Source organism: Jatrophihabitans sp., from assembly GCA_036389035.1.
Lineage (GTDB): Bacteria > Actinomycetota > Actinomycetes > Mycobacteriales > Jatrophihabitantaceae > Jatrophihabitans_A.
The window spans coordinates 79,978-95,566 of record DASVQQ010000022.1 but is presented as its reverse complement, the minus strand read 5'-3'; the positions used below and the strand labels follow the sequence as shown (position 1 = coordinate 95,566).

The 15,589-nt window shown below is 70.3% G+C and carries 13 protein-coding genes; 5 read left to right on the top strand and 8 right to left on the bottom strand.

Annotated elements, in window-relative coordinates:
- Window positions 1-49 precede the first annotated feature (49 nt).
- Together VF557_13880 and VF557_13875 are read right to left on the bottom strand one after the other, a co-directional pair.
- Window positions 50-1,264, bottom strand: coding sequence for an ATP-binding protein (locus VF557_13880; GenBank protein ID HEX8081295.1), 1,215 nt, complete (start codon window positions 1,262-1,264; stop codon window positions 50-52).
- Between the two features lie 135 nt (window positions 1,265-1,399).
- Entirely contained in the window at window positions 1,400-1,879 is a 480-nt protein-coding gene (locus tag VF557_13875) for a MarR family transcriptional regulator (GenBank protein HEX8081294.1), read from the bottom strand.
- 296 nt (window positions 1,880-2,175) lie between these two features.
- Here VF557_13875 and serA point away from each other — a divergent pair, with 296 nt between their 5' ends.
- Entirely contained in the window at window positions 2,176-3,387 is a 1,212-nt protein-coding gene (serA, locus tag VF557_13870; GenBank protein ID HEX8081293.1) for a phosphoglycerate dehydrogenase, read from the top strand.
- A gap of 695 nt (window positions 3,388-4,082) precedes the next feature.
- Here serA and VF557_13865 read toward each other — a convergent pair.
- Complete coding sequence (locus VF557_13865; GenBank protein ID HEX8081292.1) at window positions 4,083-5,012, bottom strand: TIGR03560 family F420-dependent LLM class oxidoreductase; 930 nt, start codon at window positions 5,010-5,012, stop codon at window positions 4,083-4,085.
- A 201-nt stretch (window positions 5,013-5,213) separates the two neighbouring features.
- Here VF557_13865 and VF557_13860 point away from each other — a divergent pair, with 201 nt between their 5' ends.
- A complete protein-coding gene (locus tag VF557_13860; GenBank protein ID HEX8081291.1) occupies window positions 5,214-7,133 on the top strand; it encodes an acyl-CoA dehydrogenase in 1,920 nt (639 codons plus the stop codon).
- A 63-nt stretch (window positions 7,134-7,196) separates the two neighbouring features.
- Entirely contained in the window at window positions 7,197-8,015 is an 819-nt protein-coding gene (locus tag VF557_13855; protein HEX8081290.1) for a tyrosine-protein phosphatase, read from the top strand.
- A 163-nt stretch (window positions 8,016-8,178) separates the two neighbouring features.
- On the opposite strand, the gene VF557_13850 is transcribed toward VF557_13855, so the two are convergent.
- On the bottom strand, window positions 8,179-9,981 hold the full coding sequence (locus VF557_13850; GenBank protein HEX8081289.1) for a thioredoxin-like domain-containing protein: 1,803 nt from the start codon (window positions 9,979-9,981) through the stop codon (window positions 8,179-8,181).
- 63 nt (window positions 9,982-10,044) lie between these two features.
- On the opposite strand from VF557_13850, the gene VF557_13845 reads away from it, so the two are divergent.
- A complete protein-coding gene (locus VF557_13845) occupies window positions 10,045-10,767 on the top strand; it encodes an MOSC N-terminal beta barrel domain-containing protein (GenBank protein HEX8081288.1) in 723 nt (240 codons plus the stop codon).
- 171 nt (window positions 10,768-10,938) lie between these two features.
- Here VF557_13845 and VF557_13840 read toward each other — a convergent pair whose 3' ends face one another.
- On the bottom strand, window positions 10,939-11,085 hold the full coding sequence (locus VF557_13840; protein HEX8081287.1) for a hypothetical protein: 147 nt from the start codon (window positions 11,083-11,085) through the stop codon (window positions 10,939-10,941).
- A 267-nt stretch (window positions 11,086-11,352) separates the two neighbouring features.
- On the opposite strand from VF557_13840, the gene VF557_13835 reads away from it, so the two are divergent.
- Entirely contained in the window at window positions 11,353-11,877 is a 525-nt protein-coding gene (locus VF557_13835) for a glutathione peroxidase (GenBank protein ID HEX8081286.1), read from the top strand.
- Window positions 11,878-11,961: 84 nt separating this feature from the next.
- Here VF557_13835 and VF557_13830 read toward each other — a convergent pair whose 3' ends face one another.
- The 3 genes from VF557_13830 to VF557_13820 all read right to left on the bottom strand — a co-directional run bounded on the left by VF557_13830 (window position 11,962) and on the right by VF557_13820 (window position 15,585).
- The gene (locus VF557_13830) at window positions 11,962-13,401 is read right to left on the bottom strand and encodes a dihydrolipoamide acetyltransferase family protein (protein HEX8081285.1); all 1,440 of its coding nucleotides are present in this window, start codon (window positions 13,399-13,401) and stop codon (window positions 11,962-11,964) included.
- Between the two features lie 91 nt (window positions 13,402-13,492).
- Window positions 13,493-14,467 carry an alpha-ketoacid dehydrogenase subunit beta gene (locus VF557_13825; protein ID HEX8081284.1) on the bottom strand — a complete coding sequence of 325 codons (975 nt, stop codon included), beginning with the start codon at window positions 14,465-14,467 and terminating at the stop codon, window positions 13,493-13,495.
- Entirely contained in the window at window positions 14,467-15,585 is a 1,119-nt protein-coding gene (locus tag VF557_13820) for a thiamine pyrophosphate-dependent dehydrogenase E1 component subunit alpha (GenBank protein HEX8081283.1), read from the bottom strand. The genes VF557_13825 and VF557_13820 overlap by 1 nt, the downstream gene beginning before the upstream one ends.
- Window positions 15,586-15,589 lie beyond the last annotated feature (4 nt).

Sequence of the window (15,589 nt, the reverse complement as noted above, 5' to 3'; positions counted from 1 at the left end):
CCTTAGCGATCCCTATACACCGATAGAGAACGCAAGCGCGCGCGGTGGCTCAGTCGATGTGCTGGGCGCGCAGGTAACGCCCGAAATGCGGCACTGTGAAGGCGATCTGGCCGCGGCCACCGGAGTAGATCAGCCCCTTCTTCAGCAGCGCGTCCCGGGCCGGGGACAGCGACTGCGGTTTGCGGCCGAGGTACTGGGCGACCGCCGCGGTCGGCACCGACTCGGGCTCGGCGGGCAGCGCGACGGCGCCCTGCTCGGCCGAGGCGGTGGCCGCCATGCCGTGCAGGTACTCCCGCTCGGCCGGCGTGGCCCGCTCCAACCGGGATCCGAAGAAGCCCACCGCCAACTCGGCCTCGGCTTCGGGCGCGGCGACCCGGACGTCGGCGGCGGTGATCGGCGAGGTCGGCGCGATGTCCCACACCGCCTTTCCGTAGGCCTGGATGAAGTACGGGTAGCCGGCGGTGATCTCATACATGGCGGCCAGGCCCTCGGCGGTGAAGTCCGCGCCCTCGTCGCGGGCCGGTGATCGCAGCGCCCGGTCGGCCGCGGCGCGGTCCAGCCGGTCGATGCGGGCATAGCGGAACAGCCGCTCGCTGTAGGACTTGCTCGCCGACAGCACCGCCGGCAGGTGCGGCAGGCCGGCGCCGACTACCACCAGCGGCAGCCCGTTCTGGCTCAGCTCGTGGCAGGCCGCGCACAGCGCGGAGACGTCGTCGGGGGCCAGGTCCTGCATCTCGTCGATGAAGATCGCGATACCCCGGCCGGCGTCAGCGGCCAGTCCCGCGACGTCGCCGAACAACTCGACGAGGTCGATCTCGATGTCACCGGAGTCCGCCCGGCCGGGCACGGCGACCGCCTCGATGCCGGGCTGCCAGCGCTCGCGCAGCTTGGCGCCGGGCGAGTCCTTCTGCGCGAAGGACCGCAGCACCCCCAGGACGTGCTCGGCGGCGCCCGGATGCGCCCCGCCGAGTTCGCGGATCGCCACGTGCAGGGCCGCGGCCAGCGGCCGGCGCAGCGACTGCTCCGGCCGGGCCTCGAGCTTTCCGGTGCCCCAGCCGGCCCGCACGGCGGCTGAGCGCAGGGCGTTGAGCAGGACGGTCTTGCCCACGCCACGCAGGCCGGTCAGCACGATGGAACGCTCCGCCCGGCCATTAGCTACCCGTTCCAGCACCACGTCGAAGGCGAGCAGTTCGGCGTCCCGGCCGGCCAGTTCGGGCGGCCGCTGCCCCGCGCCGGGGGCATAGGGATTGCGCACCGGATCCATGGCTTGGACCGTATCCGGTTCTCTAGCCCAGGCCTGAGATTGACCGATACTGCGTGATCGTGTCGCGTGGCCTGTCTCAACCGCGCCTACCTCACCCGGTCGATCTCAACCGAGCCCTATCTCATCCGGGCCGATCTAACCGGGCCTGGGCGGCAGATCGCTCTCGCTGGTGCTGGCCAGCAGCAGCTCGCCGATCTCACCCATCACCTTGAGCTGCTCGGGGCTGAGCCGGTCGATGAGGTACTTGCGGACCGCCTCGACGTGGCCGGGGGCGGCGGCTTCCACGGCGGCGAAGCCCTCGTCGGTGAGCTGGGCCAGCTGGCCGCGGCGGTCGGTCGGGCAGTTCAGCCGGCGCACCCAGCCGCGCTCCTCCAGCCGGGCGACCGCATGTGACAACCGGCTGCGCGAGGAGCGGGCGGCCTCGGCGAGCTCGCTCATCCGCAACGTCCGGTCCTCGGCTTCCGAGAGCGGGATCAGGACTTCGAAATAGGTGTGCGGCAGGTTGTTGTCGGCCTGCAGCTGCCGGTCCAGGACGTCGATCAGCGCGCGGAAGCCGTCCACGAAAGATCGCCAGGCGACCTGCTCGTCGGCGTTGAGCCAGCGTGTCGTTGTCATGTCCCTCATTCGGGCCCCGCTCGGCGCCGTCAGCGGGTTGCGCGGCGCCGGCTAGCTCTCACCATATCCATCCCGCGGCGCTCAGCGCCCGGCCTTCGGCCGACAGCGTGATTCCGGAAGCCCTTGCCGGCGGCGACTAGACTCAGCACCTTGGCGAGCAACGTCGCTCGCAGCACTGCCCGACACTGCCGTCCAGCCCCCGTCAACGCTCGTCAACGGCCCCCGCGAGAGGCCAGGCCCCTGCCGTGCGGCTCCCTGCCCGCTGCCGGCCAGGGGCGGTTCCCAAGAGGTGAGAAGTGCACGCCAGCCCCCTTCGCGTACTGCTGCTCGAGCAGATCCATCCCGAGGCCGCCGAGCGGCTGCAGTCGGCCGGCTTCGAGGTGACCAGCCTGGACCGGGCGCTGGACGAGGCCGAGCTGATCGAGGCCCTCGACGGGGTGCACCTGCTCGGCATCCGGTCCAAGACCCAGATCACCGACAAGGTGCTCAGCGCGGCCCCGGGCCTGCTGGCCATCGGCGCCTTCTGCATCGGCACCAACCAGATCGACCTGCTGTCGGCCACCGAGCACGGCGTGACAGTGTTCAACGCCCCGTTCTCCAACACCCGCAGCGTGGTCGAGCTGGCGATCGCCGAGCTGATCGCCCTGACCCGCCGGTTGACCGAGAAGAACGAGCTGATGCATGCCGGCGTCTGGGACAAGTCCGCCGACGGCGCGCACGAGGTCCGCGGCCGCACCCTGGGCATCATCGGCTACGGCAACATCGGCACCCAGCTGTCCGTGCTGGCCGAGAACCTGGGCATGCGGGTGCTGTTCTATGACACCGCCGACCGGCTCGCGCTGGGCAACGCCCACCGCAGCAACAGCCTCAAGGAGCTGCTGCACGACTCCGACGTCGTCACCCTGCACGTCGACGGGCGGCCGGAGAACAAGCACATCTTCGGCGCGGCGGAGTTCGCCGCCATGCGCGAGGGCAGCCTCTTTCTCAACCTGTCCCGTGGCTTCGTAGTCGACTACGCGGCCCTGCGCAAGGCCATCGAGAGCGGCCACATCGCAGGTGCGGCGGTGGACGTCTTCCCGGTCGAGCCCAAGGGCCGCGGCGATGAGTTCGTCTCCGAGCTGCGCGGGCTGCCGAACGTGATCCTGACGCCGCACATCGGCGGCTCCACCGAAGAGGCCCAGCAGGACATCGGCCAGTTCGTCGCCATGAAGTTCCTGGACCTGGTCACCGAGGGCTCCACCGCGCTGTCGGTGAACCTGCCCGGCCTGGGACTGCCCCGCCGCCAGGGCACCCTGCGGCTGGTGCACCTGCACCGCAACGTGCCGGGTGTGCTGGCGCGGGTCAACGGCATCCTGGCCGAGCACGAGGTGAACATCGAGGCCCAGCTGCTGGGCACCCGCGGCGACGTCGGCTACCTGGTCACCGACAGCGCCAGCGGCACCACCCAGGCCATCGTGAACCAGATCCGGGCGATGCCCGAGACGATCAGGCTCCGCGTCCTGGTGTGAGCAGAGGGCCCGTACCTGGCACCGCCGAGCACGTGGTGACCTGACAAAAGCAGAGGCCCCGCCGAAGCGGGGCCTCCCCTCCAGCCGCACGAGGCAACTGGGGAATGGGTGAGCTAGTCGTCAGTGCCAGCGTGCTTGGGGCGCCAAGCTATACCGAACGGCTCAACGCTTTGCGATGTAAGACGAAATTGAGTACCACTGCTGACCACTAGTGATCGGGCAGTTGACGACCGACGTATAGCCCGCCCCGACCCAGGCACCGTAATAAGTACCCCGCGAGCCTTGGGGAGACTCGCAGGTCGTAACGATCCGGAACTGCCCGCTGCCGCTGCTACACGAGGCCGAGGCCGAATACGTGTAGTCCGCGATAGAGCAGCCGGTCGGCAACGCCGCCGCGGGTGCGGCGCCAGCCATGGCGACGATGCCGCCGGCGACAAGACCCGCCGCGCTGACTGCCACTCGAACACGATTGTTAGCCATCTACAAATCACTCGATTCTGCTCCGAGGGAACCACTTTGCCCTGAGAAAATAACAGACATCTAGCGGGGCGGTCGGTGTTTTCATGATTCCGCGCGCGTTTGTTGACCCGGTTATCTGACTCCCCATCGACGAGCGCTCGAAGTCCGCGAGCGATCACGACGCGATCACCGTGGGCGGCGCCCCGGCCACCGCTGCTACAGCTGCGGCGCGACCCTCACAGCTGCGGAGCGACCTCGGCGGCGATGAGCTCGAGCTGGTCAAGGTCGCTCAGGTCCATCAGCTGCAGGTAGGCCCGGCTGGCGCCGACGCCGGCGAACCCGCCGAGCTTGTCGACCACCTCACCGGGGCTGCCGGCCAGCCCGTTGGCGCGCAGCTCGTCCAGCTCACGCCCCAGCACGTGGGCCCGCTGCCGCAGCTCGGCGTCGGTGCGGCCCACGCAGATGACCTGGGCCACCGAGTAGGCCATCGAGTCGGCAGCACGGCCGGCCGCGGCCACAGCCGTCCGGACCCGGTCGAAGACCTGCTCGCTCTCGGCGACCGGCTGGAAGGCGCTGTTGTACTCATCGGCGTGGGCGGCGGCCAGCGCCGCCGACCGCTTCCGCGCCGCCCCGCCGAGAATGATCGGCAGCCGGGGGTGCTGCACCGGCTTGGGCAGTGCCGGCGAGTCCTGCACCTGGTAGTGCTTGCCGGCGAAGTCAAACCGCTGCCCGACCGGTGTCTGCCAGAGGCCGTCGATGATGGCCAACTGCTCGGCGAAGACGTCGTAGCGGGTCTCGACGTCGCCGAAGGCGATGCCGTAGGCGCGGTGCTCGGCCTCGAACCAGCCGGCGCCGAAGCCCAGCTCCACCCGGCCGCCGCTCATCTGATCGATCTGGGCGACGGTGATGGCCAGCGGTCCGGGCTGGCGAAAGGTGGCCGGACTGACCAGGGTGCCCAGCCGCAGCCGGCTGGTCTCGCGAGCCAGGCCGGCCAGTGTCGTCCAGGCGTCGGTCGGTCCGGGCAGGCCGGACCCCTCGCCCATCCGCAGGTAATGGTCGGAGCGGAAGAAGCCGTCGAATCCCAGCGACTCGGCAGCCTGGGCCACCTGCAGCAGGTCATCGTAGGTGCCGCCTTGCTGGGGTTCGGTGAACACGCAGAGTCGCATGTGATCGAGGCTAGCGCCGCTCTGCCCGGGGAAGTCATCCCGCCCCCAGCCGCATGGCAAGCCGGAGCAAGCGGCTGGTGGCATCAACGGCGAAACTGGCAGATCGGGCGAGTATCAGCGTTCGACCGCGAATCACTTGCGACACCTACTCGCCAGTAATACTCTTGACGCTACTGACCAGTAACAAGGAGAACCACCGCGATGGGCCACTACAAGAGCAATCTGCGCGACATCGAGTTCAACCTCTTCGAGGTGCTCGGAACCGGCGACCGGCTGGGCGTCGGGCCGTTCGACGAGCTTGACGCAGACACCGCCCGCGGCATCCTCCACGAGGTCCGGACCCTGGCCGAGGGGCCGCTGGCCGAGTCCTACATCGACTCCGACCGCAATCCGCCGGTGTTCGACCCGGCGACCAACTCGGTGAAGATGCCCGAGTCGTTCAAGAAGTCCTACGCCATCTGGCAGGACGCCGAATGGTGGCGGCTGGAGACCCTGCCCTCGCTGGGCGGCACCCTGGCTCCCCGGTCACTGGTCTGGTCGATCGCCGAACTGGTGCTGGGCGCCAACCCGGCCATCTGGATGTTCAACTGCGGCCCGGCCTTCGCCAACATCATCGACCAGGTCGGCACCCCCGAGCAGCGCAAGATCGGCCAGCTGATCATCGACAAGCGCTGGGGCGCGACCATGGTGCTGACTGAGCCGGACGCCGGCTCCGACGTCGGCGCGGGCCGCTCCAAGGCCATCCGGCAGGACGACGGCAGCTGGCACATCGAGGGCGTCAAGCGCTTCATCACCTCGGCCGAGCACGACATGGCCGACAACATCATTCACTACGTGCTGGCCCGCCCGGAGGGCGCCGGACCCGGCACCAAGGGCCTGTCGCTGTTCATCGTGCCGAAGTACGACTTCGACTGGGACACCGGCGAGCTGGGCGCCCGAAACGGGGCGGTGGTCACCAACGTCGAGCACAAGATGGGGCTGAAGGTCTCCACCACCTGCGAGGTCACCTTCGGTGAGCGGACGCCGGCCAAGGGCTGGCTGCTCGGCGAGGTGCACGACGGCATCGCCCAGATGTTCAAGGTGATCGAGCACGCCCGGATGATGGTGGGCACCAAGGCCTACTCCGAGCTGTCGGCCGGCTACCTGGCCGCCCTGGACTACGCCAAGACCCGGGTCCAGTCCGCGGACCTGACCCGGGCCACCGACAAGACCGCCCCGCGGGTCACGATCATCCACCACCCGGACGTGCGCCGGCAGCTGATGCTGCAGAAGGCCTACGCCGAGGGGCTGCGGGCGCTCGCGCTCTACACGGCCAGCGTCCAGGAGCGGATCCAGGTCGCCGAGTACCAGGCCGGCGCCTCACGCGATCAGGTGCCCGCCGGCGGGTTGGCCGACGGGACCGGCGGCCGGCCGGAGCGCTCGGGCCGCCAGGAGGACAGCACCGACGAGCGGCTCAACGACCTGTTGCTGCCGATCGTCAAGGGTGTCGGCTCGGAGCGTTCGTACGAGCAGCTGGGCCAGGCGCTGCAGGTGTTCGGCGGTTCGGGTTACCTGCAGGACTACCCGCTCGAGCAGTACATCCGGGACAACAAGATCGACTCGCTGTACGAGGGCACCACCGCGATCCAGGGTCAGGACTTCTTCTTCCGCAAGATCGTGCGTGACAAGGGCGTCGGCCTGAGCGCGCTGTCGGCCGAGATCCAGGCGCTGCTGGAGTCGATCGCCGAGGAGGGCCGGCTCAAGGTCGAGCGCGAGGCCGTCGGCCGGGCGCTGACCGAGGTGGGCACGATGGTCGCGGCGATGATCGCTCAACTGACCTCGGCCCAGGACGACATCCGCAACCTCTACAAGGTCGGGCAGAACACCACCCGGCTGCTGATGTCCTGCGGTGACCTGGCGATCGGCTGGCTGCTGCTGCGGCAGGCCACCGTCGCCCTGGCCAAGCTGGACGGCAGCGACACCTCGGGCGCCTTGAGCGCCTCGGACAAGTCCTTCTACGAGGGCAAGCTGGCAGTCGCCCGGTTCTTCGCCACCACCGTGCTGCCTGAGCTGGTGGCACGGCGCAAGGTGGTCGAGGCCACCGACAACGCGATCATGGACCTTGCCGAGGACGCCTTCTAACCTGGCTCCGAAGCTGCTCGACGAGCTGTCAACAGGGGTGAACCGGTTGGTTAGGGTGGGCGGATGACGGTCGGCGCGGCGAACTGGATCCCCCTGCAGGGCGCTGTCAACGCCCGCGACGTCGGGGGCCTGCCCACTGCCGAGGGTGGCGCGATCCGGGCCGGGGTGCTGATCCGCTCGGCCAGCCTGGGGCACCTCACCGACGCCGACGTCAGCCATCTGGTCGGTGACCTCGGGGTGCGCCGGGTGGTGGACCTGCGTACCGACGTCGAGGTCGACCGGGACGGGCCCGGCGCGCTGCACGCCCAGCCTGACGTGGTGGTGCACCACCTGTCGCTCTATCCCGACACCACCGGCTCAATCGACCATGCCGAGCTGCCCGCCGGCCCGCGGGCCGAGCCACCGAATCCGGCACTGCCCTGGCAGGGCGAGCGGTTCGCCACCGAGCACAGCCCGGTGGTCGCTGCCTACCTGCGCTACCTGGAGCAGCGGCCGGACTCGATCCTGGCGGCGCTGCGCGCGATCGCCGAGCCGGACGGCGCCACCCTGGTGCACTGCGCCGCGGGCAAGGACCGCACCGGGGTCGTGGTGGCGCTGGCCCTCACCGTCGCCGGGGTCACCCGCGAGGTGATCGCCGCCGACTACGCCCACACCCAGTCCCAGATCGCGGCGATCGTCGACCACCTGGCGCGCAGCGATCTCTACGGCTTCGAGGTCGGGCAGCCGGACAAGATCCCGCCGGCCTCGGCCGCGGTGATGATGGCGGTGCTCGAGGCGATCGACACCGACCTCGGCGGGGTGCTGGCCTGGCTGGCCCGGCACGGCTGGACCGACGCCGAGACCCAGCGGCTGCGGGCCAAGCTGCTCGACGGCGACCACTGACGGTCATCGCCGCCGACGGACCCGTATCAGTTTTGATCGCCTGGGCGACCGAAGTCGATACGCATCGCCCAGGAGCCCGCTAGGCGCGGTGCTCAGCCGGCGCGATGCTCAGCCTCCGCCCAGCGGAACATCGCCGGCCGGGCACCCGACAGCCGGGGCCCCGTCAGCCGAGCAGCGTCAGCTCCAGCGCCGAGCTGCCGTCCTGGCTGAGCCGGATCGGCACTCCCCAGTCCTGCCTGGCCAGGTGGCAGGCCGGATGCTCGGTGGCCGGGTCGGAGTCACACGAGGCGGCCTGCGCGGTGACGTGCAGGACGCCCTCGCGACCGGGTGGGCCGGCCAGCACCAGGGTCCGGGCCAGCTCGGCCGCCGAGCCGGCGCCGGAGACCAGCAGATCGGGCGGTGAGGAGCTGACCGTCAGCTGCGTCGAGGGCCCGTACCGCTCGTCCAGCTTGCGGCCGGGCGGCGGCGTGAAACCCACTGTCAGCTCGACCTTTCCGGCCGCCAGCTCGGTGACGGGGCGGCGGGTCTGCAGCGCGGCGCCGAGCACCTGGCCCAGCCGGCCGGCGGTGATCGGGCGGACCAGCTGGTGGGCGCCGGACTCCACCACCACCAGCTCGCCGTCCACCAGCACCAGCCCGGACGGCTCGGCCAGCTCTGCTGCCAGCGTGCTGACCTCACCGGTGGCCGGGTCATAGCGGCGGATCGCGCCGTTGTAGGTGTCGGCGATCGCGATCGAGCCGTCGTCCAGGACGGCCAGCCCCAGCGGGTGCTGCAACCGCGCCTGACTCGCCGGGCCGTCGCGGTGGCCGAAGTCGAACAGGCCCTCGCCGACGGCGGTGTGCAGCTGGCCGGCGGTGTCGAGGTAGCGCAGCGCCGAGTTCTCCGAGTCGGCGAACCAGACCCGGTCCCCCTGCACGGCCAGCCCGGACGGCTGGGCCAGCCAGCCGTCGGTCGCCGGGCCGTCCTTCAATCCCTCGACAGTGGTTCCGGCCAGGATGCTGACCGCTCCGGTGCTGGGCTGCCAGCCCAGCAGCAGGTGCACGCCGGCCGCGGCAATCACCACCTGCCCGATCGCCGGCCACCAGGCCACGTCCCAGGGTGAGAGCACCGGCGGCACCGGGCCGGTCACGGTGGCGGTCCCGGCCAGGCCGGCGACCAGGTCCACGGTGTGCGTGATGGCGGCGTCGGCCGACCGGACACCGCGCAGCTGGTGGTTGGCGGTGTCGGCCACCACGATGTCGAAGCCCACCGCCGCGGCCAGCTCGGCAGGCAGTTCGGTGAGCCCGTTCGGCTCGGCCAGCCGCTGGCCGTCCCGGCCGCGCTCGCCGGAGCCGATCCGGCGCCGGACGGTGACGCCGTCCAGCTCGGTCTCGACCAGCTGGTGGTGCCCGCTGTCAGCGATCAGCAACGCCTCACCCAGCCGGATCGCCTTGGCCGGGAACCGCAGCTCGCCGCCGCTGGGCTCGGGCGGCCGGTAGGGATTGTCGCCGCGGCGCAATGAGCCGGTCGCGTCGTAGCGCTCGATCAGGTCCTCGATGATCAGGGCGAGCCCGCTTGACTGCCCCTCACCGGCCGCCTGGGCGACCACGTAGCCGCCCGGGTCGATCAGCACCAGCGTCGGCCAGGCCCGCACGGCGTACTGCTGCCACAGGTGCAGCTCGGGATCGTTGAACACCGGATGCGTGACCGCGTAGCGCTCGGTCGCCGCGGCCACCGCCGTGTCGGACTTCTCGTGCTCGAACTTGGGTGAGTGCACGCCGATGATGACCAGCTCGTCGCCGAAGTCACGCTCCAGGGCGTGCAACTCCTCGATCACGTGCAGGCAGTTGGCGCAGCAGAACGTCCAGAAGTCCAGCAGCACGATCTTGCCCCGCAGCTCCCGCAGGCTCAGCGGGGCGGCCACGTTGAACCAGCTGCCCGAGGGGAATTCCGGCGCCCGTACCCGCGCCTGCTTCGCCGTTGTCACGCCGTTCAGTCTGCCGCGCGGCTCTGTCGAACCACAGTCGGGCCCGCATGACACGCTGTGCGGATGGGATCAACGAACGGCCAGATCGGCGTCGTCTCGTTGCTGGCCCGCTACCCGGTGAAGTCGATGCGCGGTGAGCAGCTCGCCGTGGCACAGATCGATGAGCAGGGCATCGTCGGGGACCGGCAGTGGGCGGTTTTCACTCCGGACGGTGGCGTCGGAAGCGGCAAGTCGAGCCGGCGGTTCCGGCGGGTCGAGGGGCTGCTGGACTACCGGGCCACCCTGGACGGGCTGGCCGGGCCGGCGCCGCTGATCGAGTCGCCGGCAGGGCTTCGGTTCTCCGCTGACGAGCCGCAGGCTTCGGAGCTGCTCAGCGCCGCGCTGCGCAGGCCGCTGCGGCTGGGCCAGGAGCCTGGCGTGCGCCACCACGACGAGTCGGGGCTGCACCTGGTCACCACCGCGGCGCTGCGCGGGCTGTCCGAGCTGCTCGGCGAGACTGTCGAGGTGGCCCGGTTTCGCCCCAACCTGGTCGTGGAGACGCCGGATGACGGTTTCGTCGAGGACGACTGGGCCGGTCGTGAGCTGCGTCTCGGCGCCGACGTGGTGGTGCGGCTCGGCACCGGCATGCCGCGCTGCGTGATGGTGGACCTGCCCCAGGGCGAGCTCGGCGCCGACGGCCGGATCCTGAAGCTGCTAGGACGGGAACGCCAGCTGCTGTTCGGGCTCAAGGTCGAGGTGCTGCACGGCGGGACGGTGCGCCAGGGCGACGCCGCCGTGCTGGGCTGACGTCGCGGTGCCGGGCTGACGTCGCGGTGCCGGGCTGACGTCGCCGTGCCGGGCTGACGCCGCCGTGCTGGGCTGACGCGACGGCGAAGGCCCGTCGCCATCCTGGTCAAGGATGGCCGACGGGCCTCTGGTGTCATACTGCCGGCCGCGGGGTTAGCGGCCTGGGCGCGGTCAGACGTTGTAGGACTGCTGCCCGTGGTAGTTCTGGTGGGCTGCCATCGCCAGCAGTTCATTGCGCATGGTCGGTGACGCGTTGACCAGCGCACGCGAGTACTGCCGGTATGCCCGCCGAGCGCGCAGCTTCCGCTTGATGTCCATTTCGAGCTCCCTACTGCCTTGCGGCCTGATGAGTGACGTCGCTGTCGTTCATCGGGGCTGGCTGGGCGGGCGATCGTACGTCGGGCTTCGTTCGTCCAGCTGGGTCTTACTGCCTCGATCTGTTAGTCATCTTATCAGATCTCCCTAACAGATCCAACCTGATGCCTACGTTCTACCTAACGCTATCCGCTGCCAGATATTCCTTGGCCAGCACTGGCCAGCGGCCGGACGGACCATCGGGCCGCCAGCCTGGCTAGGCTTGCCCGCATGTCGATCTCAGATGTGCGGATAGCCCCGCTGACAACCTCGCCGACCGAGCAGGGCAACCCGGACTCCGCTGACGCGCCCGCCAACCTCGCGCCGCGGCCGGGGGTGGCCACCCTGGTGGTCAACGTCGCCTCACGGTGTGGCCTCACCCCGCAGTACGAGGGGCTGGAGCGGTTGCAGCGCCAGTACGGCGAGCGCGGCTTCACCGTCCTCGGGGTGCCCTGCAACCAGTTCGCCGGCCAGGAACCGGGCAGTAGTGAGCAGATCGCAGAGTTCTGCTCGACCACCTACGGGGTCAGCTTCCCGCTGACGGAGAAGGTCAAGGTCAACGGCGCCGACCGGCATCCGCTGTACACCGAACTCGTCGGCGTGCCCGACGCCCAGGGCTACACCGGTGACATCCGGTGGAACTTCGAGAAGTTCCTGATCAGCCCGGACGGCCAGGTGGTGGCCAGGTTCGCCCCGACCACCACGCCGGAGTCCGACGACGTGGTCAAAGCCATCGAGGCCACCCTGCCGAGCTGACGGCGGCCCGGCCGCTGAGTCGGCCTCGCCGCTGAGCAGGGCCGCAAGAGCAGGCCGCTGAACAGCGCCGCAAGAGCAGCGCCGCTAGAGCAGCGCCAGCCCCGGGTCGCGCAGCACCGCCGCGACGTCGGCGAGGAACTGCGAACCCTGCTGGCCGTCCACCGAGCGGTGGTCGAAGGACACCGCGAGCTGGGTCACCCAGCGCGGCTCGATGCGCTCGTCGTCGCCGCTGCCCACCACCCACGGCTGCCGGCGGATCGCGCCGAAGGCCAGGATCGCGGCCTCGCCCGGGTTCAGGATCGGCGTGCCGGTGTCGACGCCGAACACCCCGACGTTGGTGATGGTGAAGGTGCCGCCGCTCATGTCGGCCGGCGTGGTCCTGCCGGCCCGGGCGGTGTCGGTGAGCGTGCCCATGGCCTCGGCCAGCTCCAGCAACGACATCGACTCGGCGTTCTTGATGTTGGGCACGATCAGGCCCCGGTCGGTAGCCGCCGCGATGCCCAGGTTGACGTAGTGCTTGACCACGATCTCGCCGGCCGCCTCGTCCCAGGTGGAGTTGATGATCGGGGTGCGCTTGGCGGCCCACAGCACCGCGCGGGCGACGAACAGCAGCGGCGAGACCTTGACGCCGGCGAACTCGGGCCGGGCGCCGATCCGCTTGCGCAGCTCCATCATCTCGCTGACGTCGACGGTGATGAACTCGGTGACGTGCGGCGCGGTGAAGGCCGAGGCCACCATCGCCGCGGCGGTGTGCTTGCGCACGCCCTTGATCGCGATCCGGGTCTCGGCCTCGCGGGCCGGCACGGCGGTGGCTGCGACCGGGGTGTTGACGGCCTGCTCGACGTCGGCGCGCGAGATGGTGCCGTTCGGCCCGGTCGCCACCACGGCGCCGAGGTCGACGCCCAGGGTCTTGGCGAGCTTGCGGACCGGCGGCTTGGCCAGCACCGCACGGTGCGGGCTCACCACCGCGGTGGCCACGGCCGGGCCGGGAACCACGTTGAACGCCTCGTGGGCGGTGGGCGCCGGCGTCCCCGAGGAGGGGTGCGCGCGCTTGCGCCGCCGGCCGCGCTCACCGGAGACGCCGTAGCCGACCAGCACGGCCTCCCGCTGGCCACCGGCTTCGGCAGCGCCCGTCGGCGTGCCGTTGACCCCGCCGTCCGGTGGTGGCGTCGGGATCATGTCCTCAGCGCCTCCGCCGACCGGGGTCTCGGGGATGTCCGGGGTCTCGGCGGCGGACGACGGCGGACGGCTGCCGGCCGGCTCACCGGTCAGCTCCCCGCTGCCCACCCTGAGGGTGATGATCGGCTGGCCGACGTCGACGGTGACGCCCTCCTCGAAGTGGATCTCGTGGACCACCCCGGCATAGGGCGAGGGCAGTTCCACCGCGGCCTTGGCGGTCTCCACCTCGACCAGCACCTGGTTGACGACAACCGGATCACCGACCTTGACGTCCCAGCGCAGGATGTCGGCCTCGGTCAACCCTTCACCCACGTCGGGAAGTTTGAATTGCTTCAGCTCAGCCACGATTGCGGTTCTCCTACAGATCAACTCAGTGAGCGGGCAGTGGTAGGTCCGGCCCAGCGGGTCAGGCCCACCGGGGTCAGGCCAGGTGAGCCTAGAAGGCCAGGGCGCGGTCCACGGCGTCGAGGATCCGGTCGACGTCGGGCAGCCATTCCTCCTCGATCCGGCTGGCCGGGTACGGGGTGTCGAAGCCGCCGACCCGCAGGATCGGGGCCTCGAGTGAGTAGAAGGCCCGCTCCTGCACCCGGGCCGCGATCTCAGCGCCCATCCCCAGCGTCACCGAGGCCTCGTGCACGATCACCAGCCGGCCGGTCTTCTGGACCGACTGGACGACGGTGTCGGTGTCCAGCGGCGAGAGCGAGCGCAGGTCGATCACCTCGAGCTCGGAACCGTCCTCGGCTGCGGCACGAGCGGCGTCCAGCGCGGTGGCGATCATCGGGCCGTAGGCGACCAGCGTGGCGTCGCGGCCGGGCCGGATCACGTGCGCCTTGTCCAGAGCGGCCGGCGTGGCCTCGGTGTCGACGTCGCCCTTGGCCCAGTACCGGCGCTTGGGCTCGAAGAAGATCACCGGGTCATCGCACTCGATGGACTGGCGCAGCATCCAGTAGGCGTCGGAGGGGTTGGAGCAGGTGACCACCTTCAACCCGGCGGTGTGGGCGAAGTAGGCCTCCGGCGACTCGGAGTGGTGCTCGACCGCGCCGATGCCGCCGCCGTAGGGGATCCGGATGGTGACCGGCATCTTGACCATGCCGAGGGACCGGTTGTGGAACTTGGCCAGCTGGGACACGATCTGGTCGAAGGCCGGATAGACGAAGCCGTCGAACTGGATCTCACAGACCGGCCGGTAGCCCCGCATCGCCAGCCCGACCGCCGAGCCGATGATGCCGGACTCGCCCAGCGGCGCGTCGATGACCCGATCCTCGCCGAAGTCCTTCTGCAGGCCGTCGGTGATCCGGAAGACGCCGCCGAGCTTGCCGACGTCCAGACCCATCACCAGCACCTTGGGGTCGGCTTCCATCCGGTTGCGCAGCGCGGCGTTCAGCGCGGCGGCCATGCTCATGGTGCTCATCAGTGACCAGCCCCCTCGAAGGAGTTGAGGTAGTCGGCATAGTTGACCTGCTGCTCTGCCAGGTCCTGGGTCTTCTCGACGAAGACATAGTCGAACGGGGACAGCGGGCTGGGGTCCTCCAGCGTGCGGCACGCCTGCCGGGTGCGCACGGCCAGCGCCTCGGACTCCGCGTCCAGCGCGTCGAAGAAGTCCTGCCCGACGCCCGCCTCGCGCACCAGGTAGGCGCGCACCCGCTCGATGGGATCGCGCAGCCGCCAGGTCTCCAGCTCGTCGGTGAGCCGGTAGCGGGTCGGATCGTCGGAGGTGGTGTGCGCGCCCATCCGGTAGGTGTAGGCCTCGATCAGCGTGGGGCCCTGGCCCGAGCGTGCCTCGTCCAGCGCCATCCGGCTGACCGCCAGGCAGGCCAGCACGTCGTTGCCGTCCACCCGGATGCCCGGGAAGCCGAAACCGGACGCGCGCTGGTACAGCGGCACCCGGCTCTGCCGCTCGACGGACTCCGAGATCGCCCACTGGTTGTTCTGGCAGTAGAACACCACCGGCAGGTTCGCCGCGGCAGCCCAGATGAAGGCCTCGTTCACGTCGCCCTGGCTGGAGGCGCCGTCACCGAAGAAGGCCAGCACGGCGGTGTCGCGGTCGGGCTCGCCGGAGCCGACCGCGCCGTCGCGGACCACGCCCATCGCGTAGCCGACCGCGTGCAGGGTCTGGGCGCCCAGCACGATCGTGTACAGGTTGAAGTTGTTGTCGTTGGGGTTCCAGCCGCCGTGGTTGACGCCGCGGAACATCTCCAGCAGGGCCACCGGGTCGACGTCGCGGCACCAGGCCACCCCGTGCTCGCGGTAGGTCGGAAATGCCATGTCCTGGGTGCGCAGCGCCCGTCCGACGCCCACCTGGGCGGCTTCCTGGCCGAGGCAGGACGCCCACAGCCCCAGCTCACCCTGGCGCTGCAGCGCGGTGGCCTCGGCGTCGAAGCGGCGGACCAGCACCAGATCGCGGTACAGCGCGGTGATCTCGTCATCGGTGATCGAGAGCGGGAAGTCCGGATGCGACACCCGGACGCCTTCGGGAGTCAGGAGCTGGACCAGATCCGGCTCCGGGGGGACATGTCCGTGCAGCGACATCAGG